25 protein-coding genes are annotated in these 25,539 nt (G+C 69.8%); 11 read left to right on the top strand and 14 right to left on the bottom strand.

The features are described from left to right. Positions 1-117 precede the first annotated feature (117 nt). A complete protein-coding gene (locus tag BLQ43_RS12985; RefSeq protein ID WP_090021788.1) occupies positions 118-2,367 on the bottom strand; it encodes a primosomal protein N' in 2,250 nt (749 codons plus the stop codon). A gap of 64 nt (positions 2,368-2,431) precedes the next feature. Between BLQ43_RS12985 and fsa the strand changes: the two genes are divergently transcribed. Both fsa and BLQ43_RS12975 read left to right on the top strand, forming a co-directional pair. Continuing rightward, positions 2,432-3,109: a fructose-6-phosphate aldolase gene (fsa, locus tag BLQ43_RS12980; protein ID WP_090021784.1), complete on the top strand. Its 678-nt coding sequence runs from the start codon at positions 2,432-2,434 to the stop codon at positions 3,107-3,109. Beyond that, positions 3,106-3,864 carry a DUF484 family protein gene (locus BLQ43_RS12975; RefSeq protein ID WP_090021782.1) on the top strand — a complete coding sequence of 253 codons (759 nt, stop codon included), beginning with the start codon at positions 3,106-3,108 and terminating at the stop codon, positions 3,862-3,864. The genes fsa and BLQ43_RS12975 overlap by 4 nt, the downstream gene beginning before the upstream one ends. Before the next feature lie 144 nt (positions 3,865-4,008). Here the strand turns inward: BLQ43_RS12975 and BLQ43_RS12970 are convergent, their stop codons facing one another. From BLQ43_RS12970 to BLQ43_RS12955, 4 genes are all read right to left on the bottom strand, one after another. Continuing rightward, positions 4,009-4,908: a DUF1848 domain-containing protein gene (locus BLQ43_RS12970; RefSeq protein ID WP_090021779.1), complete on the bottom strand. Its 900-nt coding sequence runs from the start codon at positions 4,906-4,908 to the stop codon at positions 4,009-4,011. A gap of 175 nt (positions 4,909-5,083) precedes the next feature. Continuing rightward, complete coding sequence (locus BLQ43_RS12965; RefSeq protein WP_143006286.1) at positions 5,084-5,566, bottom strand: DUF29 domain-containing protein; 483 nt, start codon at positions 5,564-5,566, stop codon at positions 5,084-5,086. A 257-nt stretch (positions 5,567-5,823) separates the two neighbouring features. Further along, positions 5,824-7,572, bottom strand: coding sequence for a bactofilin family protein (locus BLQ43_RS12960; RefSeq protein WP_090021776.1), 1,749 nt, complete (start codon positions 7,570-7,572; stop codon positions 5,824-5,826). A 105-nt stretch (positions 7,573-7,677) separates the two neighbouring features. Beyond that, entirely contained in the window at positions 7,678-8,121 is a 444-nt protein-coding gene (locus tag BLQ43_RS12955; protein ID WP_090021775.1) for a hypothetical protein, read from the bottom strand. Between the two features lie 127 nt (positions 8,122-8,248). Here BLQ43_RS12955 and BLQ43_RS12950 point away from each other — a divergent pair, with 127 nt between their 5' ends. Continuing rightward, complete coding sequence (locus BLQ43_RS12950) at positions 8,249-8,512, top strand: helix-turn-helix domain-containing protein (RefSeq protein WP_090021773.1); 264 nt, start codon at positions 8,249-8,251, stop codon at positions 8,510-8,512. A 247-nt stretch (positions 8,513-8,759) separates the two neighbouring features. Here BLQ43_RS12950 and BLQ43_RS12945 read toward each other — a convergent pair whose 3' ends face one another. The 3 genes from BLQ43_RS12945 to dctP all read right to left on the bottom strand — a co-directional run bounded on the left by BLQ43_RS12945 (position 8,760) and on the right by dctP (position 12,248). Next, complete coding sequence (locus BLQ43_RS12945; RefSeq protein WP_090021771.1) at positions 8,760-10,325, bottom strand: TRAP transporter large permease; 1,566 nt, start codon at positions 10,323-10,325, stop codon at positions 8,760-8,762. Then, on the bottom strand, positions 10,318-11,031 hold the full coding sequence (locus BLQ43_RS12940) for a TRAP transporter small permease subunit (RefSeq protein WP_090021769.1): 714 nt from the start codon (positions 11,029-11,031) through the stop codon (positions 10,318-10,320). Before BLQ43_RS12940 ends, BLQ43_RS12945 begins: the two co-directional genes overlap by 8 nt. An 89-nt stretch (positions 11,032-11,120) precedes the next feature. Continuing rightward, positions 11,121-12,248: a TRAP transporter substrate-binding protein DctP gene (gene dctP / locus BLQ43_RS12935; protein WP_090021766.1), complete on the bottom strand. Its 1,128-nt coding sequence runs from the start codon at positions 12,246-12,248 to the stop codon at positions 11,121-11,123. Between the two features lie 349 nt (positions 12,249-12,597). Here dctP and BLQ43_RS12930 point away from each other — a divergent pair, with 349 nt between their 5' ends. Continuing rightward, positions 12,598-13,395, top strand: coding sequence for a substrate-binding periplasmic protein (locus tag BLQ43_RS12930; protein WP_176758683.1), 798 nt, complete (start codon positions 12,598-12,600; stop codon positions 13,393-13,395). Positions 13,396-13,404: 9 nt separating this feature from the next. Here the strand turns inward: BLQ43_RS12930 and BLQ43_RS12925 are convergent, their stop codons facing one another. Next, positions 13,405-14,001 carry a uracil-DNA glycosylase family protein gene (locus BLQ43_RS12925; RefSeq protein ID WP_090021851.1) on the bottom strand — a complete coding sequence of 199 codons (597 nt, stop codon included), beginning with the start codon at positions 13,999-14,001 and terminating at the stop codon, positions 13,405-13,407. A gap of 264 nt (positions 14,002-14,265) precedes the next feature. On the opposite strand from BLQ43_RS12925, the gene BLQ43_RS12920 reads away from it, so the two are divergent. The 3 genes from BLQ43_RS12920 to thpR are packed head-to-tail and all read left to right on the top strand — an operon-like array spanning position 14,266 to position 17,552. Further along, positions 14,266-15,321, top strand: coding sequence for an EAL domain-containing protein (locus tag BLQ43_RS12920; protein ID WP_176758682.1), 1,056 nt, complete (start codon positions 14,266-14,268; stop codon positions 15,319-15,321). 29 nt (positions 15,322-15,350) lie between these two features. Continuing rightward, positions 15,351-16,919: a PAS domain-containing sensor histidine kinase gene (locus tag BLQ43_RS12915; RefSeq protein ID WP_090021757.1), complete on the top strand. Its 1,569-nt coding sequence runs from the start codon at positions 15,351-15,353 to the stop codon at positions 16,917-16,919. 60 nt (positions 16,920-16,979) lie between these two features. After that, positions 16,980-17,552, top strand: coding sequence for an RNA 2',3'-cyclic phosphodiesterase (gene thpR, locus BLQ43_RS12910; RefSeq protein WP_090021754.1), 573 nt, complete (start codon positions 16,980-16,982; stop codon positions 17,550-17,552). Position 17,553: 1 nt separating this feature from the next. Here the strand turns inward: thpR and BLQ43_RS12905 are convergent, their stop codons facing one another. From BLQ43_RS12905 to BLQ43_RS12895, 3 genes are read right to left on the bottom strand one after another with little or no spacing between them, the layout of a single operon-like run. Beyond that, positions 17,554-18,459 carry a DMT family transporter gene (locus BLQ43_RS12905; RefSeq protein ID WP_218119214.1) on the bottom strand — a complete coding sequence of 302 codons (906 nt, stop codon included), beginning with the start codon at positions 18,457-18,459 and terminating at the stop codon, positions 17,554-17,556. Next, positions 18,456-19,310 carry a fructosamine kinase family protein gene (locus BLQ43_RS12900; RefSeq protein WP_090021750.1) on the bottom strand — a complete coding sequence of 285 codons (855 nt, stop codon included), beginning with the start codon at positions 19,308-19,310 and terminating at the stop codon, positions 18,456-18,458. The genes BLQ43_RS12905 and BLQ43_RS12900 overlap by 4 nt, the downstream gene beginning before the upstream one ends. Further along, complete coding sequence (locus tag BLQ43_RS12895) at positions 19,307-19,771, bottom strand: low molecular weight protein-tyrosine-phosphatase (protein WP_090021747.1); 465 nt, start codon at positions 19,769-19,771, stop codon at positions 19,307-19,309. The genes BLQ43_RS12900 and BLQ43_RS12895 overlap by 4 nt, the downstream gene beginning before the upstream one ends. A 69-nt stretch (positions 19,772-19,840) precedes the next feature. Between BLQ43_RS12895 and BLQ43_RS12890 the strand changes: the two genes are divergently transcribed. After that, the gene (locus tag BLQ43_RS12890; protein ID WP_090021742.1) at positions 19,841-20,557 is read left to right on the top strand and encodes an NAD-dependent deacylase; all 717 of its coding nucleotides are present in this window, start codon (positions 19,841-19,843) and stop codon (positions 20,555-20,557) included. Between the two features lie 214 nt (positions 20,558-20,771). Here the strand turns inward: BLQ43_RS12890 and BLQ43_RS12885 are convergent, their stop codons facing one another. After that, positions 20,772-22,100: a pentapeptide repeat-containing protein gene (locus BLQ43_RS12885; protein WP_176758681.1), complete on the bottom strand. Its 1,329-nt coding sequence runs from the start codon at positions 22,098-22,100 to the stop codon at positions 20,772-20,774. A gap of 117 nt (positions 22,101-22,217) precedes the next feature. Continuing rightward, positions 22,218-22,574 carry a PilZ domain-containing protein gene (locus tag BLQ43_RS12880; RefSeq protein WP_176758680.1) on the bottom strand — a complete coding sequence of 119 codons (357 nt, stop codon included), beginning with the start codon at positions 22,572-22,574 and terminating at the stop codon, positions 22,218-22,220. A 177-nt stretch (positions 22,575-22,751) separates the two neighbouring features. Here BLQ43_RS12880 and BLQ43_RS12875 point away from each other — a divergent pair, with 177 nt between their 5' ends. The 3 genes from BLQ43_RS12875 to BLQ43_RS12865 all read left to right on the top strand — a co-directional run bounded on the left by BLQ43_RS12875 (position 22,752) and on the right by BLQ43_RS12865 (position 25,209). After that, on the top strand, positions 22,752-22,961 hold the full coding sequence (locus BLQ43_RS12875) for a hypothetical protein (RefSeq protein ID WP_090021731.1): 210 nt from the start codon (positions 22,752-22,754) through the stop codon (positions 22,959-22,961). Between the two features lie 133 nt (positions 22,962-23,094). Next, a complete protein-coding gene (locus BLQ43_RS12870; protein ID WP_090021727.1) occupies positions 23,095-23,793 on the top strand; it encodes a hypothetical protein in 699 nt (232 codons plus the stop codon). Positions 23,794-23,811: 18 nt separating this feature from the next. Next, a complete protein-coding gene (locus BLQ43_RS12865) occupies positions 23,812-25,209 on the top strand; it encodes a dipeptidase (protein WP_090021723.1) in 1,398 nt (465 codons plus the stop codon). Positions 25,210-25,539 lie beyond the last annotated feature (330 nt).

Below are 25,539 nucleotides of genomic sequence, written 5' to 3'. Positions count from 1 at the left end.
GACCGCACAGGGATGAGCACGAACGGCTCTCCCGTCCGTGAGCATGCGCCGGGTACCACAGCACCATCGGCGGTGCAACACGCCGCCGTCGGCAAACCGGTTAGCCGACCCAAGGTGTTACAGAAACCCGTACGGGTCCACGTCCACGTACAGCCGCGCCTTGTTGGGAACCTCGATTTGGGCCAGCCACGCGCGCAGGAGCGGCTGCGGCGCCAAGTCGCGGCGCGTCTTGAGCAGCAGGCGCCGCCGGTGCCGGCCGCGCAGCACCGCCAGCGGGGCGGGCGCGGGGCCGAGCACCTCCACGCCCTCGCGCACGGGCGCCGTGCGGGCGAGGGCGCGCGCCAGGGAATCGGCCTGATCCTCTTCCGGCGAGGAGACGATCAGCGCCACCAGCCGCGTGAAGGGCGGCATCTCCGCCAGCTTGCGGTTCTCCGCCTCCACCGCGAGGAAGGCGTCGCGGTCGCCGGACACGAGTGCTTCCAGCACGGGGTGCTCGGGCCCGTAGGTCTGCAAGAGCACGCGCCCCGGCTTCTCGGCGCGGCCCGCGCGCCCGGCGACTTGGTGCAGCAGCTGATAGGTGCGCTCGCCCGCGCGCAGGTCGCCGCCCGCCAGCCCCAGGTCGGCGTCCACCACGCCCACGAGCGTCAGCCCCGGAAAGTGGTGGCCCTTGGCGACGATCTGCGTGCCGATCAGCAGGTCCACCTCGCCCCGGCGCACGCTTTCCACGAAGCGGGCGGCGGAATCGGGGCCGGTGACGGTGTCGCTCGCCATCAGCGCCGTGCGCGCGTCGGGGAAGAGCGCGCGCACCTCCTCCGTCAGCCGCTCCACGCCGGGCCCGCAGGCGGCGAGGCTGTCCGCCGCCTCGCACTCGGGGCAGGTGTCGGGCGCCTTCATGGCGAAGCCGCAGTGGTGGCATTGCAGCCGGTGGATCAGCCGGTGCTCCACCAGCCACGCCGTGCAGTAGGGGCATTGCAGCCGGTGTCCGCACGACCGGCACAGCACCAGCGGCGCGTAGCCCCGCCGGTTCAGGAACAGCATCGCCTGCTCGCCCGCCGCCAGGGTTTCCGCCAGGGCGTCGCGCAGGCCGGGCGCGATGTAGGAGGTGCCGTGGCCTTCGATGGGCGTCGGGCGGTCCGTGCGCATGTCGATGGGCTCGACCGCCGGCAGCGCCGCGCCCGCGTGGCGCTCGGGCAGGTGGACGCTGTCGTAGCGCCCGGCGCGCACGTTCTCGATGGATTCCAGCGAGGGCGTGGCCGAGGTCAGCACGCACGCGATCCCGCCCAGGCGCGCGCGCACCACCGCCATGTCGCGGGCGTGGTAGGGCACGCCGTCCTCCTGCTTGAAGGCGGGTTCGTGCTCCTCGTCCACGACGATCAGGCCCAGCGCCGGATAGGGCAGGAAGAGCGCCGAGCGCGCGCCCACGACCACCCGTGCCTCGCCGCGCGTCACCGCGCGCCAGGTGTCGCGGCGCTGCGCCTGGGTGAGGTCGGAATGCCACTGCGCCGGCTCGACGCCGAATCGGCGCTCGAATCGCTCCAGCCACTGGGCGGAGAGCGCGATCTCGGGCAGCAGCACCAGCACCTGCCGCCCCTGCGCCAGCGCCGCCTTCACGGCCTGGAAGTACACCTCCGTCTTGCCGGAGCCGGTGACGCCGTCCAGCAGCGTCACCGCGAAGGCATCGGCCTGGACCTTCGCCACGAGCGCATCCGCCGCCTGCCGCTGCGAGTCGGACAGCGGCGGGCCCTCGGGCAACGCCTCGGGCAGCGTGCCGGGGGCGTGGGGATAGACCGGCACCTGCTCCAGCGCGCCCGCGTCCGCCAGCCCGCGCACCACGGCGCTGCTCACCGCCGCCTCGCTGGCCAGCTCGCCCGCCGGGCGCGCCAGGCCGTCCGCCAGCACGTCCAGCACGCGCCTGCGCGCCGCCGTGAGGCGCACCGGCAGGGTCTCAGGGGCCATCGCCCGGCGGTAGGCGAGGCGCGGGGCGGGCGGCTCCAGCGCGGCCGGCACGGGCAGGCTCATCTTCAGCACCGCGCCCGGCTCGGCCAGGTAGTAGCGCGCCACCCAGTCCACGAACTGGCGCACCGGCAGCGGCAGGGGCGGCGCGTCGCACACCCGGAGGATGCGCTTGAGCTTGTGGGCGGGCACCTTCGCCGTGTCGGGATCGGTTTCCCACACCGCGCCGGCGACGCGGCGGCTGCCCAGGGGCACCTCCACGATCGCGCCCGGCGCGACGGCCGTTTCCGGGGGCAGCAGGTAGTCGTACGCCTCCCCCAGCGGCAGGGGCAGCAGCACGCGCACGCGCCCCGGCTGCGCCTCGAAGCCGGGCAGGTCGGCGCTGGCTGGCGGGTTGGCGGCTGCTCCGCCCATGCTCTAGACTTCCTCCGCCACGCGGGGCCCGATGACGCCCCGCCCGGAAACCCAAGGGGACGGCATGGAATTCTTCGTCGACACGGCCGACACCAGCGAGATCCGCGAGCTGGCCGCCACCGGCCTGCTGGATGGTGTTACCACCAACCCCTCGCATGTCGCCAAGACCGGACGCGACATGTTCGAGGTGATCCACGAGATCTGCGAGCTGGTGGCCGGGCCGGTCAGCGCGGAGGTCGCGGCCACCGACCACGACGGCATCGTGGCCGAGGGGCGTGTGCTCGCCGGCATCGCCGACAACGTCGTGGTCAAGGCGCCGCTGACGACCGAGGGCCTCAAGGCCACGCGCACGCTCACCGACGAGGGCATCCCGGTGAACGTGACGCTGTGCTTCTCGGCCGCGCAGGCGCTGCTGGCGGCGAAGGCGGGGGCACGCTACGTCTCCCCCTTTATCGGGCGGCTGGACGACATCGGCCACGACGGTGTGCAGGTGCTGGCGGAAATCCAGCGCATCTTCGACGCCCAGCCCGAGCTGGAAACCGAGGTGCTCGTCGCCTCCGTCCGCCACACCACCCACGTCACCGAGGCGGCGAAGATGGGCGCGCCCGTCGCCACGCTGCCGCCCAAGGTGCTGTGGCAGATGTTCCAGCATCCGCTGACGGACAAGGGCCTCGCGGCCTTCCTCGCCGACTGGGAAAAGACGGGGCAATCCATCATCCGCAGCGGGCAGGCGGGCGCATGACCAACGGCAAGCGCAACGATCCGCCCGCCAGCGATCCGGGCGCGAACGAGCCGGCGGCCGGCGGCGACACGACGCTGACCGACACGGCCGTTGCCGACTACCTGCGCCGCCACCCCGACTTCCTGGCCCGCCACCCCGACCTGCTGGACGTGCTGGAGGCGCCCGCGCGCGACCACGGCGAGGGGGTCGTCGATCTCCAGCAGTTCATGATGGACCGTCTGCGCGGCGAGATCACGCGCCTGCGCGAGAGCCGCGACGACCTCGTGCACACCTCGCGCATCAACATGAACGCCCAGGCGCGGGTGCATCAGGCCATGCTCACGCTGCTCGCCGCGCGCAGCTTCGAGCACCTGATCGAAACCGTCGCCACCGACCTGCTCGTCATCCTCGACCTCGACGCCATCACCATCTGCGTCGAGCAGCCCCACGACGGCGGCGTGCCCAGCCGGTTGCGCGGGGTGCACCAGCTTCAGCCCGGCACGGTCGAGGCCTTCCTGGGCGGCCAGCGGCAGTGCGTCTTCCTCGCCGACGTCATCGGCGAGCCCGAGCTGTTCGGCGAGGCCGCGGGGCTCGTGCGCTCCGCCGCGCTGCTGCGCCTGCACATCTCCGACGCCACGCCGCCGGCGCTGCTCGCGCTCGGCTCGCGCGCGCCCGATCAATTCGAGCCCGGCCAGGGCGGCGACCTGCTCTCCTTCCTCGCCCGCGCGCTGGAACGCACCATCCGCCTGTGGCTCGACCTGCCCGCGCCCCAATAAACACGGCGTGTTTAATCGCGTTTGTCAGGCCGACGGACGCCCGAGGAACGCGGTGTTTGGGGCTATCTTGGGGAAGGTGCCTGTCGACAGATGAGTCTCGTAATTTCGTAGGGCGGCATCGCCGTCAGGCATGCCGCCGCGATATCACCGAGCCGGTGGAACCAGGAATTCGCTGTCGGGGTCGTGCGCGCGGTAGCGCTGCTTGGCAACGCGCGGATGCTGGACGGCGTAGCAGTAGCAGCAGCCGTGCGGGCAGGTGTCGTAGGCGCCGATGTCGCGGGCCTGATGGCATTCGCAGCCCTTGCGCGCGCCCTTGGCCTTCTGCCGCCCGATGTCGTGGCCGGCGACGCAGGCCAGGCGATCGGCGTCGATGCAGCGGGCGGGTTCCAGCGGCGAGAACAACGGGTCCGGCCGCAGCTCCGGCTGGGCGCACAGGCGCGGGGCAAAGCCGTGGCGCTGGACCGTGCGCGCCAGCTCGTCCAACAGCGCGGTTTTGTCTTCGGCCGGCGGGTCCCACCAGGTGAAGCCGTGCCGTTCGGCGGCGGCGTTCGTGTTGCGCAGGGTCTTGCGGTAGAGTTGCGCGACGGAGAACACGGCCTCGTCGCTCACACCTTCCAGGCGTTCGGCCAGCCACGCCACGGTGTCGCGGTGCCACTGCGGCGGGGTGAGGTCGCTGAACAGCACGGGGTCGTAGCGCCAGACCAGCGTGGCCGGCCCGAAGCGCTCGGCGATCTCGTGCATGCGGGCGATGGAGCGCTCGGCGTCGATCACCGAGGTTTCCAGGGCGCGCGGGTAGGCCGTGATCGTGTACTGCACGACGAAGGGAAAGCCGCGCGCGTGCACCGCCGCCAGCGCGTCCATGAAGGGGCCGGCGTTCTTGGTCCAGAACACGAAGCCGTCGCAGCCCTCGGGGCTGAGATCGACGGTGTAGGCCTTGCCCGAGAAGGCGTTCACGCCCTTGCACCAGCCCGCATCCAGCCGCCGCCGGAACCACGTCGGGTAGAAGGCCGGAATGTCGGTGCGATGGCTGGCGGAGACGATCATGGCGGCGTTTCGCGAGCGCCTGTTCACAGTGCCTGGATGATCCCCACCCCCTCTGCCGGCACGGCGCGATGCCCCGCGCCGGCCTCTCCCCCTCCCCTTCGCCAAGGGGAGGGGGAGATCGTGTGGGGGTGGGGATGTCGCGACTTCATGTGGCGGCCCGCGTGGTCGGGCAGGGCTATCCGTCAGAGCCGAGTGCGTCGGCGACAGCATCGAGCGCCGCATCGCGGTCGAAGCGCTCGGCGATGAGCTGGTCCAGGGTGAGGGGGCACCGGGACGGCGCCGTGACCTGAACCTCGTCGTTCGCGGCGAAGCTGTCGTTCGCGTCGGCCACGGCGTCGCGCCAGATGGCATCCACGTCGAGCTGCCGGCGCATGCCGGGCGAGAAGGCGCGCCGGGCCTGGCGCTGATGCGTCCGGGCTTCCTTGCGCCAGTCGCGAGACGGTTCCGCCTCGGGCCGCGCGGCGGCCTTGATGAGATGGGCCAGGGTTTGCAGCAGGTGTTCTTCCGTCTTGTTCAGCTCGCTGCGCCCCAAGTCCGCCACCTCGTCGGACAGGTGCTCGACGTCCAGGCGGTTGTGCCCGCGCAGCTCGCGCAGCCGCGCGGCCTGCTCCTGCGTCCAGGTATAGAAGTCGCGCTCGTAGAGCGTGCCGGCGCCCATGCCGAGTCCCTCCGTCACACGCGCAAGGCTACTATGAATGCGCAACACGCGGAACCGACGATGAACCAAGGACGTATCCGCGGAACCTCGCCAGGGTTCTTTGCACGCTGAAGCGTGCGAGGCGCTGAAAGCGCCTGTCCACCTTCAGGAGGACAGCCCGTCGAAGACGGGCTCGCGCGCCGCAGGCGCGCAAAGACAGAATGAGGCCATGCCTTCCGCTTTTTGAGCGTCTGTATACCACACCGCCGGGCCCGCCCTCACGCCCGCTGCACCACGCCAGACACGATCGCGACCAGCATCAAGCCCGTGAACCAGCCGTAGAGGATGTTGATCCACTTCAGAACATTCAGCCACACCCAATTGGGCGTCCACATCGCCTGCTGCTCCAGCCCGACGATCGGGAGCAGGATGTCGAGCGTATAAAAGAATGCGCTGAAATCCGGGTAATCCTTCAGGATGGGGAGGTCGCAGTCGGGCCAGTCGCTTGCGCATGCGCCTTCCCACGCGGCATGCACCAGGATGTCGCCGTCCGTTGGCACCATCAGTCCGGCGCCGCTGGCGGCCCAGAAAACGACGAAACTGAGGCCGAAGAGGGCGAAGAAGACCGCGAACAGCGGCCAGACCCGGTGGCCGTAACCGATGAGCTGTTCCACGAACAGCCACTTCAACGGCGCGAGCCGTTGCCACGACGAAATGCGCGCGACCCAGGTTCGCACGCGCGCGTCCGCATCCATATCCGGCGATATGCCCACATCGTCGCGCAGCGCACGGGTGTGTTTCTCGCGCAGCACGCGGTGGTAGTCGCGGTGGTGCCCGATCGCGCGATAGACGTCGGCAAGCTGGTCGTAGGGCTGCGGGCGGAAGCGTGACAGCTCCGCCCTGCCGTCCGGGGAGCCGGCCGTGCCGCGTTGATGATGCGCGGGCTGAAACCGCAGCCACCGCAGGCGCGCGTCCACATTAAGCGTCGAGTTCCCGACAAAGCGCTCGTACCTGAATTGGTCCAGACCGATGACGCCGGGTGCGTTCTCGGGCTCGGTGTCGGCGAGCCGGTCCGCGAAATAGGCGACATGGGCGCCGCGCAGGTCAATGTGGCCGTCGATGCGGCCCGGTACCTTGCTGTCGTCACGCACTGAATCCAGGTGCAGCGTTCCCTCGACCCGGATGTCCCGAAGATCGAACGCCGAACCACGCGGCTGTTTGATCACACTGTCCGTGAGATCGAGGTCGCGGCGAACCGTGGCGCCGCGGAAATGTATCGTCCCGTCGCTCTTGAACCCGTTGGACAAAAGCGCCTTGCCTTCGATCACCGCGTGCTCGGTAACAAGCGCGATGCTGTGCTTGGCAGTCAAGGTGCTGTTGTGGGCATCGAGATCCCCCTCGATCCGGGCGCCACGGAAATTTACCGTCCCCGTAATATTTGCGTTTTCGCTCAGAAAAACGGTTCCACCGATCCGCGCCCGGTCGCAAAAGAGCGCGTCACCGTCCGCTTTGGTCAGCGTACTGCCCGAAGCGTCGAAATCGCCATGGATCTGCGCTCCAGAAAACCTTATTTCTCCCTTGATTCTCGCGCCGTTGCGAAGAAGAACACTGCCTTCGACGTTCGCGCGATCGGCATCGATGCCGCCCGGCACCGTGCTGCCTTGCAAGGACAGCAAGCTCAGGTGGGCATCCTGCGCCGTGATCGGCGCATCGGACGACAGGGTGCAGTTGTCCAGGTAAAGCGGCAGAACGTTTTTGCATCGGCTCAGGTCGAGCTGGCCCTCGATCGTGGCATTTTCGAGGTCGACACCCTTTTCGTGCACGGGCGCTTTTTCGTCCCCGCCCAGGGCGAGGAAACGGATGAAGGAAGCGCGGATCGGGGGTTTTTCATGCTCATCCAGAACGCAAGTCTCACCCTGTCGAGCAGCAGCGTGCAAGTCGTCTTCCGCCGGCAAGAGCCCGTTTTCGGTGTCCTGGTCCTTGAACTCTTTAAGGGTGCGGCCGGCGGGGCGGGCGGCTTGGGTCATGGCGGCCTCGTCGCGGGCTGGGCGTTTCGGTGTCGAACCGCTGCATGCCGCATACAGCCGTGAGTCGCAACCGCGCCGCGTGTGTCGCGTGAATAGGACCGCGCGTCAGGCCGGAGCGTTGTCGAGCGTGCTTTCCACCAGCCGCCGCAGCGAGGCGTTCGCGGCGACGGGTTCGGTCCGCCACAGCCGCAGCGTGCATTCCAGCGCCCGCGCGTCGTCCGGCAGCGGCGCGAAGGCGCGCGGGTCACGGGGCCAATCCACGGCCGCGAAGAGCGCGTCCATGAAGGTCGCGGCGTCCACGTCCGCGACGCGCAGCAGCCGCCCGGCATAAAGCATCGGCACACCGGCCCGCGTGGCTTCGAACGCGCCAATGCGGTGGTCGGGGAAGCCGGTGAAGTGCCCGGCGTCATCCCGGCTCAGCCCGGCCACATCCGCACGCAACCAGCGCACGCACGCGGCGACCCGTTCCGTTTCCGGCGGCACGCGGCGCGCGCCCGGCAACGCGAACGGCACCAGCCGCCCGCCCGTCGGGTTTTCTGTGTCACGCATCGCGCCCTTCCCGCCAAGCTCTGGCCGTTTTGCATATTAAAGTATGCACGCCGCGAACGTTCCGGGCGGCGCGTATGTGACTCATAGTCTGTAGACTGATCGGCGACAACCCGGGCCATATCCGGGTATGTCGGTGCTCGGCCACTTGGCGCGGAACGTGCGCGACCGCCGCCAGCAACAGGGCTGGTCGCAGGAGGGCCTTGCCGAGCACGCGGGGCTTCACCGCACCTACGTCAGCGGCATCGAACGCGAGAAACGCAACCCGACGGTGACCGTGGTGGAACGCCTCGCCGGCGCGCTTGAAACGCGTCCGTGCTGTCTTTTGTGCCCGTGCGCGCCGAGGGATGAGCCCCGATCGTGCGCGTGTGCGGCTTCAAACGAGGCGAGCTGACGCGGTTTCAGCGAAACGCGGTTCGATGCCGCGCCTCGGCCGCGATGGGCGGGATCGCCCGCCTGCGCGGGCGATGACGGGTGGGGGAGGTTCGGGCATCGCGGCTTCCCCCGCCATCGTCGTCACAGCGCTCATGCCGCCGGGCTTGATCCTGCGGTGTTGCGATGAGCCCACCCGGTGCGGGCGCCCCGCGATGTCGGGGATCGGGGCGCCGCCCCTCGGACGGCGCCCCGGGACACGTCGCTCGTCACATGCTTCCGAAGATCGCGCGTGGCAGGGCCAGGGGCACGTCGGGGAAGATGATGCAGATCGCCAGGCCCACGACCTGAAGCGCCAGGAAGGGCAGGGCGGCGGCGAAGATTTGCGTCGTCGGGATGGCGTTCGGCGTCACCCCGCGGATGTAGAAGAGCGCGTAGCCGAAGGGCGGCGACAGGAAGCTCATCTGCATGTTCACGAGGTAGATGATGCCGAACCACAGCACCTTCTCGTCGCCCGACACGCCGGGCAGCCCGAACAGCCCGGTGAACTCCAGCGATTCCACGATGGGGATGAAGATCGGCACGGCCAGCAGCAGGATGCCCACCCAGTCCAGGAACATGCCGAGGAAGACCAGGATCACCATCATCAGCACCAGGATCCCGTAGGGGCCGAGGCCGGTGCCCATGATCAGCTCCTGCACGAAGGTCTGGCCGCCCTGCAGGATGTAGAAGCCGACGAAGATCGTGGCGCCGAAGATGATCCACAGCACCATCGCCGTGGCCTTCATCGTGCCGAAGCTCGCCTCGCGAAGGCTCTGCACCGAAAGCCGCCCGTGCATCGCCGCCACGATCAGCGCGCCGAAGCTGCCGATGCCCGCGGCCTCCACCGGCGTCGCCGCGCCCGTGAAGATCACGCCCAGCACCACGGCGATCAGGATCACCGGCGCCAGCATCTTGCGCAGCAGCCGCAGCTTGTCCGCGAAGTTCACGCGCTCGCTGAGCTCAAGCGCCGGCGCCGCCGACGGCTTGAGCCACGCCCGGATCGCCACGTAGCCGATGTACAGCCCGGACAGCACCAGCCCCGGCAGGACCGAGCCCACGTACAGCTCGCCCACGGATTCCTGCGCCACGACGCCGTAGATGATCGCCAGGATGGACGGCGGCACCAGGATGCCCAGCGTGCCGCCCGCCATGATCGAGCCCAGCGCGATCTTGGGGTCGTAGTTGCGCTTGAGCATCGCGGGCAGGGCGATGATGCCCATCGTCACCACAGCGGCGCCGATGACGCCCACCATCGCGGCCATGATGGTGGAGGCCACGATCGTCGCCATCGCCAGGCTGCCGCGCAGGCCGCCGAGCCACTTGTAGATCGTGTCGAACAGCTCGTCGATGATCCCCGCGCGCTCCAGCATGGAGGCCATGAAGATGAACAGCGGGATGGCCGAGAGCTGATAGTTCGTCATCAGCGGGAAGATGCGCGTGGGGATGATGTTCAGCATGCCCTGGCCGCCCACTAGGTAGATGAACACCACGCCCAGCGAGCCGGTGCAGAACACCAGCGGCATCCCCGCCGCGAGCAGCACCAAGAGGGCGCCGAACATCAGGAACGACAGGGTCGCAATGTCGATGCCCTGCAGCGATCCCGCCAAGCGCCACAGGAACTTGGCGTCGCCGTAGGGGTCGTAGAAGGCGACGTTGATCACCTCCACCGCCAGCAGGAGGGCCATTGCCCCGGCGACGAGGGTGAGCAGCCAGCCCAGGCCGGTGGTGGGCACGGGCACGCCGGCGGCGGCGCGCCGCGCGGCGCTGCCGCGGCTGGAATGCGCTTCAGCCATGATCGGGCGCCTTCCGCTCGATCCCGTTGAAAACCAGGATGTCCTTGATCAGTCGGCTGACGCCTTGCAGCAGCAGGAACAATCCGCCCAGCACCAGCGTGAACTTCACCGGGTAGTACTGGATCGCCCACTCGGTGAAGGAAACCTCGTTGGACATGCCGCTGGCCCAGAAGAACAGTTCCTTGTTCATCGACTGCGAGAAGAAGGTCCAGGCCGTCCACACGAAGCCCAGCGCGAAGGCGATGAAGAAAGCCGAGGTCAGGATGTCCAGCGCCGCCCGGCCGCGCGGGCCCGCGTTGGAATAGAAGACGTCCACGCGTACGTGCGCGTCGTACAGGTACGCGTACGCCCCGGCGAGGACGTACTGCATCCCGAACATCAGGAACATGCTCTCGTGCGCCCAGTTCGTCGGCGAGTTGAACACCGTGCGCACGATGACCTCGTAGAAGTAGACGACGACCGCGATCACCGTCCAATAGGCCACGAAGCGGCCCATGAAGTCCGAGATTCCATCCACCCAACGCGTGAACAGCGTCGTCGGGATCAGGACGTCCTTGAAACGCTCGTGGCCCTCGGGAACGTCTTCCTCGCCCGCGGCGCCGGCGCCGCGGATCCGGACGATGAGCATGTAGACGAGGGGGAAGGCGATCAGGCCGCCCCAGTACAGCCAGTGGGGAAGGACGAACTCGATGTCCGCGTCGAACATGCGGTCACTCTGGATCGTTTTGAGGTGCGTGCCGGTAGCAGGCGGGCGGACGGGGCCGGGCCGCCACAAAAGCGGCCCGGCCGAGGCTGTCAGATGTCCAGCGAGTAGTCCTTGATGTCGGACTTCTCGATGAGGGCGACCGACGGGTTCTGCATCAGCTCGAGCTGGAGCTTGAACACCCTGGCGGCATTCTTGTCCTTGTTCGCCCACTTGAACCAATTCGGGATCGCCACCTTGCGGAACTCTTCCACATCCTGTTCGGAGAGCCGCGTGACCTCGACACCGGCTTCCGCGTACTTCTTCCAGGCCTTGTTGTTGGCTTCCTGAATGCCCGCGTAGTGGCGGCGCGAATAGGCGTCCACCAGCTCGGGGAAGAGCGTCTTCATGCGCTCGGACAGCGAGTCCCACACGCGCCGGGACACGGAAATGTCCATCAAGTCCACCGGCTGGTGCAGGCACGGCGTCGAGGTCGGGCCCATCATGATGTAGTCCGTGATCTGATGGAACCCGAGGTCGTAGTTGACCGCCGGCCCGACGAAGTCGGCGGCGTCGATCGTGCCCTTCTCCAACGCCGGATAGACGTCGGAGCCCGGCAGCAGCGTCGTCTGCGCCCCGATGTCGGAGAAGCAGTCCGCCACGATGCCGCCCGGGACGCGCAGCTTCAGGTTTTTCAGGTCATCCAGCGAGGTGATGGGTTTCTTGGAATGCACCAGATTCAGATCGTGGTGCACGTGACCGATGAACTTCAGCCCGAAGCCGCTGTACAGCTCGTCCGCGAGTTCGCGGCCGCCGTAGCTGTCGAACAGCATGTCCCACATGTGCGGGTGGTTCGGGCCCATGGGATAGGACGACAGGAACACGCCCGCGGGCATCCGCCCCGCCCAGTAGACGGTGAAGACGTTCATGCCGTCCAACACGTTGTTGCGCACGGCGTCCATGAGCTGGAAGTCGCCGGAAACGGCCCCCGCCGGAAACGGCTTGATCCCGATCTCGCCGTCGGTGAGATCGGGCATTTCCTTGGCCCACTGTTCGAATATCTTGTAGCCGGTCGTGCCCGGCTGCCACGAGGACTGCATGCGCAGCGTGCGCGCCGGGGCCGCGTTGACCAGGCTGGTCGAGGCCACGATGGCCGGGGCGCCCGCGATCGCGGCCGCGCCGCCTTTGAGGAAATTGCGGCGGCTGCCGGCCGCCGTCTGCGCCTTCTTCGTTTTCGTCATGACGTGAATCCTCCCCGTTCGTGCGTGCGCCACACCGCGATCGGCGGAGGGGCGCACGCTCCCTTTCGAAAGGCAAGGATATCGCAAACTGATCCGGAACCAAAATCCGGATCAACCATATGGCGTACGAATAATCCTTTTGTGATCGTTTGGCTTGCTAACGGCGCTCCGGTGGGCACCGACGAAACGCGCACTGGTCGAAAATGTTTTGCCGGAATGTGCGTGCGGGTAAATGGGCGCGCTGGACAGCGTTTGGACGCCACGAGGTGGCATCAATATTTTTTTAAACCGTTCGTTCCAGATTCCCCCGCCATCCCGCGACAGACGGGGCACGACAGGGAGAAGCACGATGCGTGGTTTCCGTTGGGGCGGCCGGTGCGTCGCCGCCCTCATTCTGGCGACGATGGCGATGGCGGGTGCCGGCGGGGCCGTGCACGCCGCAGACGCCTGCAAGACCTTCACCACCTCCGGCAGCAATTATCCGCCGGTCATCTACCGCGACGGCGACCGCTACGTCGGCGCCGCCGTGGACGTGGTGCGCGAAGCCTTCGAGCGCGCGGGCGTGGCTCTGGAGACGACGCACGTCGGGCCGTTCAAGCGCGTGCTCATGCAGGCGCGACGGGGCGAGCTGGACGGCCTGCCCGGACTGTACAAGACCGAGGAGCGCCAGCAGCACTTCCGCTACGTCGCGCCCATCGGCCCCGATCCCGTGGCCGTGTTCGTGCGCTCGGATAGCGGCATCCAGTTCACCGAGCTCGCGGACCTCAAGGGACATCGCGGGGCGACGCGCCTGGGCGACAGCTTCGGCGGCGACTTCGACAGCTACGCCGAGAAGCATCTGAACCTCTCGCGCCACGGCAAAGTGACGAACATCATGAAGATGCTGGATGCCGGGCGCGTGGATTACGTGGTCTTCGGCTACTACGCCGGCCTCAAGGCGGCGCGCGAGGCCGGGGTGTCGGACGGCATCGCCGCGCGCACGGACACCTGGGTCACCAACAACCCGCTGTGGCTGGTGATCTCCAAGAAGAGCGGCTGCACCGGCGTCGCCGACGCCGTCGCTGAGGCGTTGCGCGCCTTGCGGGACGACGGCGCGTTCCAGGGGGCCGTGGAGCGCCACATGGACGCGCTCGGCGGCGACGGCTGACCGTCACGCTCAGCCCAGAAGCGCGTGGACGCGCGCGCGGAGCTCGGGGAGCAGTTCGGTCTCGAACCAGGGGTTGCGCGCCAGCCAGGCGTTGTTGCGCCAGCTCGGGTGCGGCAGCGGCAGGAACCGCGGCAGGTGGTCGCGGTAGGCGCGCACTGTTTCCGTCAGCGTGCGTCTGCGCGTGGGGCCCAGGTGGTAGCGCTGGGCGTGCTGGCCCACGAGCAGGATCAGTTCCAGCCGCGGCAGCGCGGCGATCAGGCGCGGTTGCCACAACGGCGCGCATTCCGGCCGGGGCGGCAGGTCACCGCCGCGCGGGTCCTTGCCCGGGTAGCAGAAGGCGATGGGCGCGATGGCGATGCGCGTTTCGTCGTAGAAGGTCTCGCGGTCCAGGTTCATCCAGGCGCGCAGCCGGTCGCCCGAGGGGTCGTTCCACGGAATGCCGGTGGTGTGCACCTTCCACCCCGGCGCCTGTCCCACGATCAGGATGCGCGCGTCCACGCCGGCCCGTAGCACGGGGTTGGGGCCATGGGGCAGGACGTCTTCGCACACCCGGCACGCGCGCGCTTCGCGCAGAACGGTGGCCACATCCTCGCGCTCGCTCGACATGGTAAAGACGTGCCGGCCGTGGCGGCCGTTGTCCACCGCTTCAGGGTTTGCACCGCAGCACGGAAGGGCCACGTTCGAAGGTGGAAGCAGGGCGGCGCGCGGGCCGATGCCGGCCGGCTTCACGCTTTCTAAACAGGCAAGCCGGTACGGTTTCGACGCGCGGTGTTACAGCCAACGATGGGGCACGGTCGCAGGCGGCGCGGGCCACAACGAGCGGGAGCGACGATGACGGCGACGGGCCGACCCTGCCCGAAATGCGAGACGGTGCCCGGGATCCCGGGCCCGGGCTGGACCCTCTACATCTGGCCGCCCCTGGGGCACACCGGCGGCAAGCTGACCCGGCGGCTGGATGCGCTGCGGGTGCCGCGTGCGCAGGGCGCGGACGGGCGCGCCGTCGTGGTCGGCATGGACGATCTCCTGCGTGCCGGTGGGCTCGAGGCGCTCGCCGCCGACCTCTCCGCCGAGGAGCAGCAGGACAGCAGCGTCCTCGGGGTGCGCGGAACGGATGCGCCCGGCTTTGCCGACTATCCGCGGGTGACCTCGCTGTTTCGTCTCATGCGGCTGGAACAGAGCGAGACGCTGGCGCAGACGCTCACTGCTGGGCGCATCGGCGCGTCCTTCACGCCCATCACGGCGGCGGACGACGCCTCGGAGGTGGTGGCCTACCGCGCCAATCTGCACTTTCCGGACCTGGAAATCGCGTCGGGCGATGTCTTCACCCTGGCGACCGACGGGGGGCTGCTGTTCCAGCTCGACCGCGTGTGCCGGGTGGCCTGCATCCGCGAGGCCGCCAACCAGGGCCTCGACCGCCCGGTGTTCGTGCAGTTCCACCCGTCCTCGATCTACGACCCCGTCTACTGCCTGCGCACCACCGTTTCCGAGGTGGAGCGCACGGGGCTGGCGGCCGAGGACGTGGTCTTCACGCTCTCGCGCGCGGGCAGTCACCGGGACATCGGCCACCTCCAGACCATTCTGGGCTACTACAAGGACCGCGGTTTCCAGGTCGCTCTCGGGGAACTGGGCGCCGAGCGCGGGGCGCTGGAATTGCTTCAGCACCTGCGGCCCGAGTACGTCTGGCTGTCGCACGACGTCACCGCGGGCGTGAGCCAGGACCCCTTCCGCGCCGTTATCGCCCGCAAGCTGCTGGAGATGGCGCACCGCCTGCGCATCGAGACCGTGGCCATCGGCAGCCTCGGCGACACCGACCGCGAATGGCTGTATGAGCACGGCGTGAGCGCGCTGGCGATGCCGGAGCGGGCGACGCAGCCCGGCATCCCCGAGGGGCTCGCGCTCACCGCCAGCGAGGATGTCCCCGGCTGAACGCCGCGGGGGCGCATGGGGGAGCGGGTATGAACGGGTCCCGGACGCCTGCCGAGCAGCCGGTCGCGGCCGCCGCCAGCCAGGGCTTCGCGGCCGTGTGGCCGGCGCTGCTGGATCTGGCCGGTCCGGCGTATGTGGCCTCGTCGGACGGGACCATTCTGGATACGAACGAGGCCTTCGAGCGCCTCATCCGCCCGGCCGCCGTCGAGAACGGCGCGCTGGCCGAATCCCTGCGCCGGCGCATCGTGCGCTCCAGCCGCCGCGTGCGCCGGCTGGAGCGTGTCACCGGGGCCGACGGAACACCCTACGTCTTCGAGGGCCATCACCGCGCGGTCGCCGACGGGACCTATCTGGTGGGCGTGTATCGGGACGTGACGCGGGCCGAGGACGCGCTCGCCCGGCTACGCGGGGTGCGCGCCCAGGCCGAGGAGCTCCTCAGCACCGTCTCCGACTGGGTGTGGCACCTGGACGCGGACTGGATCTTCCGGGAATCCAGCGCGCGCAGTCAGCGCGTGCTGGGCTTCGATCCCACGGGCATGATCGGCCACGACTTCTTCGCCGCCGGCGAGCTGGTCGCGGACCCGCGCACGGGGGAGACGCCGCGCCTGCACCGGCGCCGGCGCGCGCCCTTCCGCGACGTCATCTACCGCGTCACCTCGGGCGACGGAACCGAGCGGCTGTTCCAGCTCACCGCCATCCCGACCTTCGACGAGGACACCGGCGCGTTCGCCGGCTTTCGGGGCTCGGCCCGCGACGTCACCGCCGAGATCGAGGCAGATCGCGCCGCGCAAGCCCGCCGCGCCGACCTGGAAAACACCCTGGCGGACCTGCGACAGGCCAACGCGGAGCTGGACGAGGCCCTGGCGCGGGCGCGCGCCGCCGACCGGGCCAAGAACGCCTTCCTCGCCATGGTGGGGCACGAGCTGCGCACGCCGCTGAACGCCGTGATCGGCTTCGCGGAGATGATGGAGAACGAGGTGCTCGGCCCGCTGGGCAACGAGCAGTACCGCACCTACGTCGCCGACATCGTTTCCAGCTCGCGCCACCTGCTGGGCGTCATCAACGACATCCTGGACGTCGCCAAGCTGGAGATGAACGAGATCAAGCTCCAGCTCGACGAGGTGCGCGTGCAGAAGGTCGTGGAGACCTGCCTCTCCTTCGTGCGCGAGAAGGCCGCCAAGCACGGCATCGAGCTGGACACCGAGATCGAGGACGGCCTGCGCCCCGTCGTCGCCGATCCGCAGAAGCTGCGCCAGATGCTGGTGAACCTCCTGGGCAACGCGGTGAAGTTCACCGACCGGGGCGGGCGCGTGCGCGTCGAGGCGTACCGGGCCGACGACGGCGGTCACGTCATCGCGGTCGGCGACACCGGCAAGGGCATCCCGCCCGAGCACATCGAGCAGATCCTGGAGCCCTTCACCCAGGGCGACGACTCCCTGGCGCGCCAGCACGAGGGGCTCGGCCTGGGGCTGCCGCTGACCAAGCGGCTGGTGGAGGCCCACGGCGGCGGCCTCGACCTGCAAAGCACGCCCGGCGAGGGTACGCGCGTGGCCCTGGTGTTTCCGCCCGACGTGGAAGCGGTGGCGCAAACCGGGTGACACCCCGGTCGGCTTGACCGGGACTCCCGGGGCTGCGACCCTTTGTTGGGGGTGATCGCCATGATGCGCCTGTTCGTTGCCATACCGCTGCCCGAGGCGCTGACCGACCGCTTGGCGCAGATGGGCGGCGGGCTGAACAACGCCCGCTGGGTCGATCCCGACAACATGCATCTGACGCTGCGCTTCATCGGCGAGGTCGACGGCCACCGGATGCGCGACATCGACACCGAGTTGAACGGCATCACCGCGCCCACCTTCGACATGGAGTTGGCCGGGCTCGGCACCTTCGGCAACGGCAAGAAGGTCAACGCGCTCTGGGTGGGGGTGGACGCGCCCGATCAGCTGGCGCAGCTCCAGCTCAAGGTGGAAAAGGCGATCCAGCGCGCAGGGCTGCCGGGCGAAGGGCGCAAGTTCCGTCCCCACGTTACGCTGGCCCGCTTCAAGGGTGCGCCCGGCGACAAGCTGGGCACCTTCCTGCGCGAGTATTCGCTGTTTCGCAGCGGCCCCTTCCACGTGGACTGCTTCCAGCTGATCTCCAGCCTGCGCACGCCCAAGGGGCCGATCTACCGCGTGGAGGCGGAATACCCGCTGGAACCCGCGATCCCGGAACCGGTGCAGGACGCGTCCGCGTGAGTCACCGCGCGTCGGTGGCGGGCGGCTCGGCGCGCCGGTGCACGCGCGTCTCGCGGTAGGCCACGTAGAGCCCCGCGGCGACGATCAGCACGGCGCCGGCCCAGGTCGCGGGCGTGGGCCAGTCGCGCCAGATCAGCCACCCCAGCGCCACCGACCAGATCAGCGCGGTGTAGTCGAAGGGTGCCACCACCGCCGCCGGGGCCAGGCGGTAGCCCAGCGTCAGGAAGATCATCGCCGAGCCGCCGAGCAGCCCCGCGCCCACGAACGCCAGCCAGTCCCAGCCCGCGGGCATGGTCCACACCGTTGGCGTGATCACCGTGGCGATCACGAGCGGCACCAGCATGTTGAACAGCACCATCGCCGGCGCGGTTTCGCTGGCCGCGAACTTGCGCGCCGTCATCAACAGCAGGGAATAGCTCAGCGTCCCGGCCAGCGCGAGCAGCATCGCCCACTCGAACCCCGCCGTGCCGGGCTGGATGACGATCAGCACCCCGGCGAAGCCCACCAGCACGCCCGCCCAGCGGCGGATGCCCACGGGTTCGCCCAGCAGCGGGCGGGACAGCGCGGTGACGATCAGCGGCGCGGAAAACGCGATGGTCCACACCGTCGCCAGCGGCATGTACCGAAGGGCGGTGAAAAAGAAGAGGATCGCGCCCGTGCCGAGCAGCCCGCGCAGCAGGTGCACCCACAGGCGCTCGGGCCGCAGCAGCTGGAACCCGCCCGAGACGTAGGCCAGCACAGCCACGGGCGGCAGCGCGAAGAGCGTGCGGAAGAAGACGATCTGGATGATGGGGTAGGCCTGGCCCAGCCACTTCGCCAGGGCGTCCATCGACGCCAAGCAGAGCACGCCCAGGCAGACCGCGCCGATCCCCAGACCCGGGCTGTTCGACCGCTCGCCGTCGCTCACGCGTAACGCTCCGCGACGCGGTGGACCTCCTGGGCGTAGCCGCCGCCGAACAACGCCGCGTGCACCAGGAGTGGGTAGAGGTTGTAGAGGTCGCGGCGCACCTCGAAGAAACCCTCGCGCACGCCCATCAGCGCGTCGTAGCGCCGGAAGAAGGGCTCGCCGAAGGTGCCGAAGAGCGTGGAAAACGCCAGCTCGATCTCGGGGTCGGCGTAGTAGATCGCGGGATCGACGAAGCCGGTGATGCGGCCGTCCTTCGCCAGGACGTTGCCCGTCCACAGATCGCCGTGGATCAGCGCGGGCGCCGCCGGCTCCTCGATGTAGCTTTCCAGCTTGGCGGCGAGGCGTTCCAGCACGCGCTTGGTGCGGCCGGGCAGGCTGCCGGCGTCGCGCGCCACCTCCACCATGTAGAGCAGGCGGTTCTCGCGGAAGAAGTCGACCCAGCCCTCGGTGGGCGGGTTGGGCTGGTGCAGCGGCCCGATCAGGGTGTCGCGCTCCAGCCCGAAATAGGGGCCGGTGACGCCGTGCAGCGCGGCGATGTGGGCCGCGGCGTCTTCCTGCGCCGCGCGGTCCAGCCGGCCGCCGGCGTCCAGGTGCTCCAGCACCAGCAGGTCGTCGTCGGCGCGCAGCACCGCGGGCACGCGCAGGGGCGAGCGCTCGGCCAGGGTGCGCAGCATGTAGGCTTCGGTGGAGAGCCCGCCGCGCGGCGCGATCTTGGCGACAACGCTGCCGCCGCTGTCGAGGTCGAGGCGCAGCACCTCGGCGATGCAGCCGCCGGGCAGGGGGCGGCGGCGCACCACCTCGGCGCCCGTCGTGGCGGTTACGCGCGCCGCCTGCTCGGCCGTCAGCGTCATGACCGCGCGACGTCCGCCAGCAGGCCGCGCGCGCTTTCCTCGATCAGGTCCAGCATGGTCTCGAAGCCGCGCGCGTCGCCGTAGTAGGGATCGGGCACGTCGCGGTGCGTGGCTTTGGGCGCGTGGGCAAGCATCATGCGCAACTCGGCGCGCGCCCCACGCGGGCACATGCGCTCCAGGTCGGCCATATGGCCGCCCGTCATCGCCAGGATGACGTCGAATTCCTCGAAGTCCGCGGGGCGCACCTGACGCGCGCGGATGCCGCGCAGGTCGTAGCCGCGCTTCTTGGCGGCCTTGACCGCGCGCGGGTCGGGCGCCTCGCCCACGTGCCAGTCGCCCGTGCCGGCGGATTCCAGCACGAGGTCGTGGGCCACGCCCGCGTCGGTCGCCATGCGGCGCACGACCGCCTCGGCCGTGGGCGAGCGGCAGATGTTCCCGGTGCAGACGAAGAGAAGACGCATGCGGTTGGCTCAAGGTCCGTGGCGCGGGGTTCCCCCACCTTGGGGACGTGCTTTAGCATCCGTGCCGCCATGTCGAAAGATGCAGGACCCATCGTTGTGCTGACGGGCGCCGGGATCTCGAAGGAGTCCGGCCTCGACACCTTCCGCGACGAAGGCGGGATCTGGTCCCGGGTGTCGCTGGAGGACGTGGCGACGCCCGACGCCTTCCGCCGCCAGCCCGACTTCGTCCACCGCTTCTACAACGACCGGCGGCGCCAGCTCTTGACCGGCGACGTGCGGCCCAACGCCGCGCACGACGCGCTGGTGCGCCTGGAGCGCGAGTGGCCAGGCGAGGTCCTGGTCGTCACCCAGAACATCGACGACCTGCACGACCGCGCCGGGCAGCAGAACCTGATCCACATGCACGGCGAGATCCTGAAGGCGCTGTGCCTGCACTGCCGCGCGGTTCACGACTGGCGCGCGGACATGGACACGGCCACCGCCTGCCCGAGTTGCGGCGAAGCCGGCGGCATGCGCCCCCAGGTCGTGTGGTTCGGCGAGATGCCGCTGGAGCTGGAGCGCATCTTCGCCGCGCTCGACACCTGCAGCCACTTCCTCGCCGTCGGCACCTCGGGCGCGGTTCAGCCCGCCGCCGGCTTCGTGCAGCAGGCCCGCTTCGGCGCCGGCGCCCACTGCGTCGAACTCAACCTCGAACCATCCGACGCATCCAGCGCCTTCCACGACCACCACCACGGCCCCGCGACCGAGGTGGTCCCCGCCTACGTCGACAAGCTGTTGGCAGCTTGACCCCGTCTGCTGGGCGCTCGCGCGGCGGCTGCACTGGCATCGGCCGCAGGTCGACCGTCTGCTCGACCTCAACCACGCCTCGCGCCTGGATCACCTTGATGCCGCCTTCGCGGAACTCGGCGCGCGGATCGAGGTTGGCGTTTGCGACGATCGCGTGGCCGAGGCGGGATAACCAGCAGCGGTTGGGCAGGCGTAAGCGGCCGCGGCCGCCGCGTCACCGATCCCGGTAGGCCTTGCGCAGGCTGCCCTTGTCCACCTGGGCGCGGGTCAGGTTGGCTTGGCGCAGGTCGGCGCGGGTAAGCTGGGCGCCCGTCAGGTCGCTGTCCGAGAGGTCGGCGCCGAAGAGGCAGGCCTCGTTCAGGTCCGCCCCGGCCAGGGTGCACTCCGCCAGCTTGGCGTGGGCCAGGTTGGCCGGGCAGGTGTGCTGGTCGCGGCCGACGTTGCGCACCGGTCCCAGGCGCGCTTCCCGCAGGTCCGCCCCGCGCAGCACGGCCCGCTGCAGGTCGGCGCCGCGCAGATTGGCCTGCGCCAGGTGCGCGCCGCGCAGGTCGGCGAACGCCAGCTGCGCCATGGGCAGCTCCGCGGCGATCAGCACCGCGTTCTTGAGCACGATGCGCTCCATCACCGCCGCGGCCAGGTTGACGCCCGGCTTGCGGAAGCCCCGAAGATCCGCGTCGGAAAGGTCCGCGCGTTCGCCCTCGCGCGAGGAGGTGCTCACCCAGGCGGCGTGGTCGTTGAGCATGCGGTCGATGCGCTGGACCAGCTCGGCCGACGTCGCCGGCTTCACCGCGTCGAAGAACTCGGGCGCGTCGCCGGCGTCGTCGTCAAGAATGGCGCCGCGGATGTCCGCGTTCTGGAACTTGGCGCCGCGGATGTCGGCGTCGGTGAGCACCGCGCCCGTGAGCTTGCACTCGCCCAGGTTGGCGCTGGACAGGTCCGCGCCCTCCATCGCCGCGCCCACCAGGATGGACCGGCGCAGGTCGGCGTTGCGGAAGTTGGCGTTGCACAGCCGCGCGTCGGAAAAGTCCGTCTTCAGCGCCATCGCCTGACCCATCTGCGCGCGCGAAAAGTCGGCGCCGCGCGCGGTGATCGACGACAGCTCGGCGGGCAGGGCCTCGAACTCCGTGGTCTGGGGGTTGCCGGCCTCGTCGTAGTGGGCGAGCTGCGCCTCGCGGATGTCGGCGTCGTAGACCACGGCGTCCGTCATGTCCGCGCCGCGCAGCGAGGCGCCGCGCAGGTCGGCCCGCGTCAGGTTGGCGCGGTGCAGGCGCGTCATGCGCAGGTCGGCGCCGAAGAGGTTGGCGCCGCGCAGCTGCACGTCGTCCAGGCGCGAGCGGCGCAGGACGGCGCCGGTCAGGTCGGCCTCGGAGAGATCGTAGCCCGAGAGGTCCAGGTTGCTCAGGTCGTGGAACTGCAGCATCGCCCGCTGCCCGCCGGGCTTGCGGTTCACGAACGCCTGGTGCGAGCGGAGGATGCGCTTGAGTTCCGCCGCGTTGAGTTCCGTGCAGCCGACCTGGTGGCTGGGGTCCGGTCGCCCGTTCATGGCCGCTCGTTCGCTTGTCGATTCGCCGCACACCATCAAACCGGTGCGCGCTTAATGGCACGTTAATCCGCGCGCCGTTTGCCGGGGTGATGACGCCGCTCAACCGTGGCGTGTCGCTCAGGGGTTCCGCAGGTCCACCGTCTGGCCCAGGCGCGCCGCCACGTCCGCCGCCGGGAGGTGGAACTGGACGCCCATGCGCCCGCGTGCGCACCACACCACCTCGGCTGGGATCTCGGCCGTGCCCGCGATGCTCAGGCGCACCGCCACGCCCGGCTCCAGCCGGTCCACGACGCGCGCTTCCTCGCCCGCGGGCCAGGCCACGTGCGTCAGCTTGGCGCCGCCGCCGGAGACGTTGGCGACCGTGCAGTTCAGCTCTGCCGTTTCCTCGGGGAAGCGCAGGCGCGCGCTCCAGAGCACGCGGACGCGTCGGTGTTTGCGGCGTTCGCGCGCGGTGGTCGGGGCATCCGGTGTCATGCGGTCGCTGTCTCCCCACGCCGGTTGGTCTCGACGCCCGCCAGGTCCACGGCAGCCGCGCATTGTCGCCCGACGGCTGCATGCGCCATGATGCGGACGGCGCGTATGCAAACTGTTAACGGCATGGCGCGTATGCGCGGGCGGCGGACACGCCACGCGCCGGAGGGAGGATCGGGCATGACCGACGAGCCGCGGCGGCTGGGCGACAAGATCGTCCGCGCGCACGAACAGGCGTACGAACAGGGCAAGGCCGACGTCGCCCGCGCGCTTTTGCGGGCCCTGGAGCTGGAGCTGTCCAGCTTCGGCAGCGCGCCCGAACAGCGCGAGGCGGACGCCGAGATCCAGGCGGCCTTCCAGCGCCAGCAGGAGCTGGATTCGCCGGGCTGACGGTCATCCGCCGGACGGGGTGACCAAACACGTCGGGTGGGTTGGCGAACCAGGCAGGCTGCGCCACTCTTTTTCGTGGGAAACCCGGCGGATGGGGGCGGACCCCACCGCCGCAGCGCAGGGGGTGCCAGCCATGGCCCACGACGCGGTGATCGAACGCTACCTGGACGGCGTGGAACTCGTGCGCAGCCGCGGCGACCCGGAGCGCCGCCGCGTCTGTGTGATGGCGCTGGTCGCGCATCTGGCCGGCGAGGCACACGGCGACCGGCCGGCGGTGGCCTCGCCCGCGGTCGCGGGGTTCGCGCGCGCGGTGAACGATGCCATGGACCGCCCCACGCGGCAGCGGTTGGTCCCCTTCGCGCCGCGCATCTCCGGCACCGCCGACGGCCTGGACGCCGAGCGGCAGGCCGTGCTGCACGCCGCGCTCTTCGACACCCTGCTGCCAGCCGCGGTGCAGGACCTGCGCGTCGCCGCCGGAAGCGGTGTGCGCGGCGGCGACGCCGAGGCGGCGGTGCGCCTCGCGGGGGAGCTGGCCGCCGCCGAGCCGGACGCCTACCCGCGCATCGTGCAGGACCCGGCCTGGGACCATGCCCTGCTGATCGGGCCGTTGCGCGCGGCCGTCTCCGCCCACCGCTCGGGCCACGCCGAACAGCACGCCGAGGCCGTCGCGCGCATTCTCATCGCGGCCGTCACCGGGCTGGCCCGGCCCAGCCGCCGGGCGTGGTACTGGAACCTTGCTGTGGACGTGCTCGACCGCTTGTGCGAGGTGGGCGCGGATGCACGGGACTCGACGCGCGCGCCGAACGGCGAGGACGCGGCCGTGTCCGCCTGACGGCTTTCGGAGGTGGCTGTGAGCGATCTGGACCGGGTTCTGGCCCGCGTGGACGCGGACTTCGAGGCGGCGCTGGAGCGCTGGACGGACTTTCTGCGCATTCCCAGCATCAGCACGGACCCGGCGCACAACGCCGACACCCGCCGCGCCGCCCAGTGGCTGGCCGAGCAGTTGCGCGAGCTGGGCTTCGACGCCTCGGTGCGCGACACGCCCGGGCATCCCATGGTGGTCGCCCACCATCCCGGTCCGGGCGGCGACGCGCCGCACCTCCTCTACTACGGCCACTACGACGTGCAGCCGCCCGATCCCGTCGAGGAATGGGACAGCGGCCCCTTCGAGCCCACGATCGTCGAGGGCCCGCACGGCCGCCGCATGGTCGCGCGCGGCGCCGTGGACGACAAAGGCCAGCTCATGACCTTCGTCGAGGCCTTCCGCGCCTGGCAGGCCGAGCACGGCACGCTGCCGGTCCAGGTCACGGCCTTCTTCGAGGGCGAGGAGGAAAGCGGCAGCCCGAGCCTCAAGCCCTTCCTGGAACAGCACAAGCAGGAGCTGGGCGCCGATGTCTGCGTCATCTCCGACACCGGCAGCTGGGACGTGGAAACGCCCGCGCTGACCACGCAGCTGCGTGGCCTGCTCTACACCGAGCTGGTGGTCGACGCCCCGGATCACGACCTGCACTCCGGCCTCTACGGCGGCGCGGTGCCCAACCCGCTCAACGCCCTCGGACGCATCCTCGGCCAGCTGCACGACGACCAGGGTCGGATCGCCATCCCCGGCTTCTACGATGCCGTCGTGGAGCCGGACGAAGCCACGCGCGCCAAGTGGCAGGCGCTGGACTTCGACGCCGACGCCTTCCTGCAGGGCGTGGGCGTCGACGCCGCCGGCGGCGAGCAGGACCGCGGCGTGCTGGAAAAGATCTGGGCGCGCCCGACCTGCGACGTGAACGGCATGCTCGGCGGCTACACCGGCACGGGCGCCAAGACGGTGCTGCCGGCGCGCGCCTCGGCCAAGATCTCCTTCCGCCTGGTGCCCGACCAGGACCCCGAGGCGGCGGCGGAACAGTTCCGCGCCTATCTACACGGGATCGTGCCCGCCGGCTGCAGTTGGGAGCTGATCGTCCACCACGGCGCGCCGGCTATCCGCGTGCCCACGGACTCGCCCTACCTGCGGGCGGCGCGCGAGGCGCTGGAGAACGCCTACGGCCGCGAAGCGCTGCTGATCGGCTGCGGCGGCTCCATTCCCGTCGTGGGCGTGATGAAGGAGGTGCTCGGCATCGATTCCCTGCTGATGGGCTTCGGCCTCGCCGACGATCGCATGCACAGCCCGAACGAGAAGTTCGAGGTCCGCTGCTTCGAGAACGGCATCAAGTCCCACGTCGCGCTGCTCGACCGCATGGCGCGCGGGGTTGGCACCTAGAGCATCGTGCGTGAAATCGTGTTTCCCAACGAACCAGAAGCGTCGGGATAACGCCATGTTTTTCCAGTGCGAGCAGTTTGCGCGCCTGCGGCGCGCGAGCCTTGCGGCTGTCCACGCACGAGCAAGCAGAATCACGCCGGGATGGCCACGGCGGCGTGGGCGTGACACCCCGAACAAGCTGATTCTGCTTTACGGCGATCTGCTCTAAGGCGGGCTTCACGGTCGGTTGCGGCACGCCGTGCACAGGTTTTCCACAAGAGTTGTGACGGCCTGGACGGTTCGCCGATCCGGCGGCGCTTCATAATGCCTTGATATACAACGAATTTTGGA

This window comes from Limimonas halophila (genome assembly GCF_900100655.1).
GTDB classification, from domain to species: domain Bacteria; phylum Pseudomonadota; class Alphaproteobacteria; order Kiloniellales; family Rhodovibrionaceae; genus Limimonas; species Limimonas halophila.
The sequence above is the reverse complement of the archived record's forward strand: the minus strand, read 5'-3'. Positions and strand labels throughout refer to the sequence as shown.

What these genes read in the sequence shown, in the direction of transcription:
- BLQ43_RS12985 (WP_090021788.1), bottom strand. Translation starts at nt 2,367, where the DNA reads ATGGGCGGAGCAGCCGCCAACCCGCCAGCCAGCGCCGACCTGCCCGGC.
- fsa (WP_090021784.1), top strand. Translation starts at nt 2,432, where the DNA reads ATGGAATTCTTCGTCGACACGGCCGACACCAGCGAGATCCGCGAGCTG.
- BLQ43_RS12975 (WP_090021782.1), top strand. Translation starts at nt 3,106, where the DNA reads ATGACCAACGGCAAGCGCAACGATCCGCCCGCCAGCGATCCGGGCGCG.
- BLQ43_RS12970 (WP_090021779.1), bottom strand. Translation starts at nt 4,908, where the DNA reads ATGATCGTCTCCGCCAGCCATCGCACCGACATTCCGGCCTTCTACCCG.
- BLQ43_RS12965 (WP_143006286.1), bottom strand. Translation starts at nt 5,566, where the DNA reads ATGGGCGCCGGCACGCTCTACGAGCGCGACTTCTATACCTGGACGCAG.
- BLQ43_RS12960 (WP_090021776.1), bottom strand. Translation starts at nt 7,572, where the DNA reads ATGACCCAAGCCGCCCGCCCCGCCGGCCGCACCCTTAAAGAGTTCAAG.
- BLQ43_RS12955 (WP_090021775.1), bottom strand. Translation starts at nt 8,121, where the DNA reads ATGCGTGACACAGAAAACCCGACGGGCGGGCGGCTGGTGCCGTTCGCG.
- BLQ43_RS12950 (WP_090021773.1), top strand. Translation starts at nt 8,249, where the DNA reads ATGTCGGTGCTCGGCCACTTGGCGCGGAACGTGCGCGACCGCCGCCAG.
- BLQ43_RS12945 (WP_090021771.1), bottom strand. Translation starts at nt 10,325, where the DNA reads ATGGCTGAAGCGCATTCCAGCCGCGGCAGCGCCGCGCGGCGCGCCGCC.
- BLQ43_RS12940 (WP_090021769.1), bottom strand. Translation starts at nt 11,031, where the DNA reads ATGTTCGACGCGGACATCGAGTTCGTCCTTCCCCACTGGCTGTACTGG.
- dctP (WP_090021766.1), bottom strand. Translation starts at nt 12,248, where the DNA reads ATGACGAAAACGAAGAAGGCGCAGACGGCGGCCGGCAGCCGCCGCAAT.
- BLQ43_RS12930 (WP_176758683.1), top strand. Translation starts at nt 12,598, where the DNA reads ATGCGTGGTTTCCGTTGGGGCGGCCGGTGCGTCGCCGCCCTCATTCTG.
- BLQ43_RS12925 (WP_090021851.1), bottom strand. Translation starts at nt 14,001, where the DNA reads ATGTCGAGCGAGCGCGAGGATGTGGCCACCGTTCTGCGCGAAGCGCGC.
- BLQ43_RS12915 (WP_090021757.1), top strand. Translation starts at nt 15,351, where the DNA reads ATGAACGGGTCCCGGACGCCTGCCGAGCAGCCGGTCGCGGCCGCCGCC.
- thpR (WP_090021754.1), top strand. Translation starts at nt 16,980, where the DNA reads ATGATGCGCCTGTTCGTTGCCATACCGCTGCCCGAGGCGCTGACCGAC.
- BLQ43_RS12900 (WP_090021750.1), bottom strand. Translation starts at nt 19,310, where the DNA reads ATGACGCTGACGGCCGAGCAGGCGGCGCGCGTAACCGCCACGACGGGC.
- BLQ43_RS12895 (WP_090021747.1), bottom strand. Translation starts at nt 19,771, where the DNA reads ATGCGTCTTCTCTTCGTCTGCACCGGGAACATCTGCCGCTCGCCCACG.
- BLQ43_RS12890 (WP_090021742.1), top strand. Translation starts at nt 19,841, where the DNA reads ATGTCGAAAGATGCAGGACCCATCGTTGTGCTGACGGGCGCCGGGATC.
- BLQ43_RS12885 (WP_176758681.1), bottom strand. Translation starts at nt 22,100, where the DNA reads ATGAACGGGCGACCGGACCCCAGCCACCAGGTCGGCTGCACGGAACTC.
- BLQ43_RS12880 (WP_176758680.1), bottom strand. Translation starts at nt 22,574, where the DNA reads ATGACACCGGATGCCCCGACCACCGCGCGCGAACGCCGCAAACACCGA.
- BLQ43_RS12875 (WP_090021731.1), top strand. Translation starts at nt 22,752, where the DNA reads ATGACCGACGAGCCGCGGCGGCTGGGCGACAAGATCGTCCGCGCGCAC.
- BLQ43_RS12870 (WP_090021727.1), top strand. Translation starts at nt 23,095, where the DNA reads ATGGCCCACGACGCGGTGATCGAACGCTACCTGGACGGCGTGGAACTC.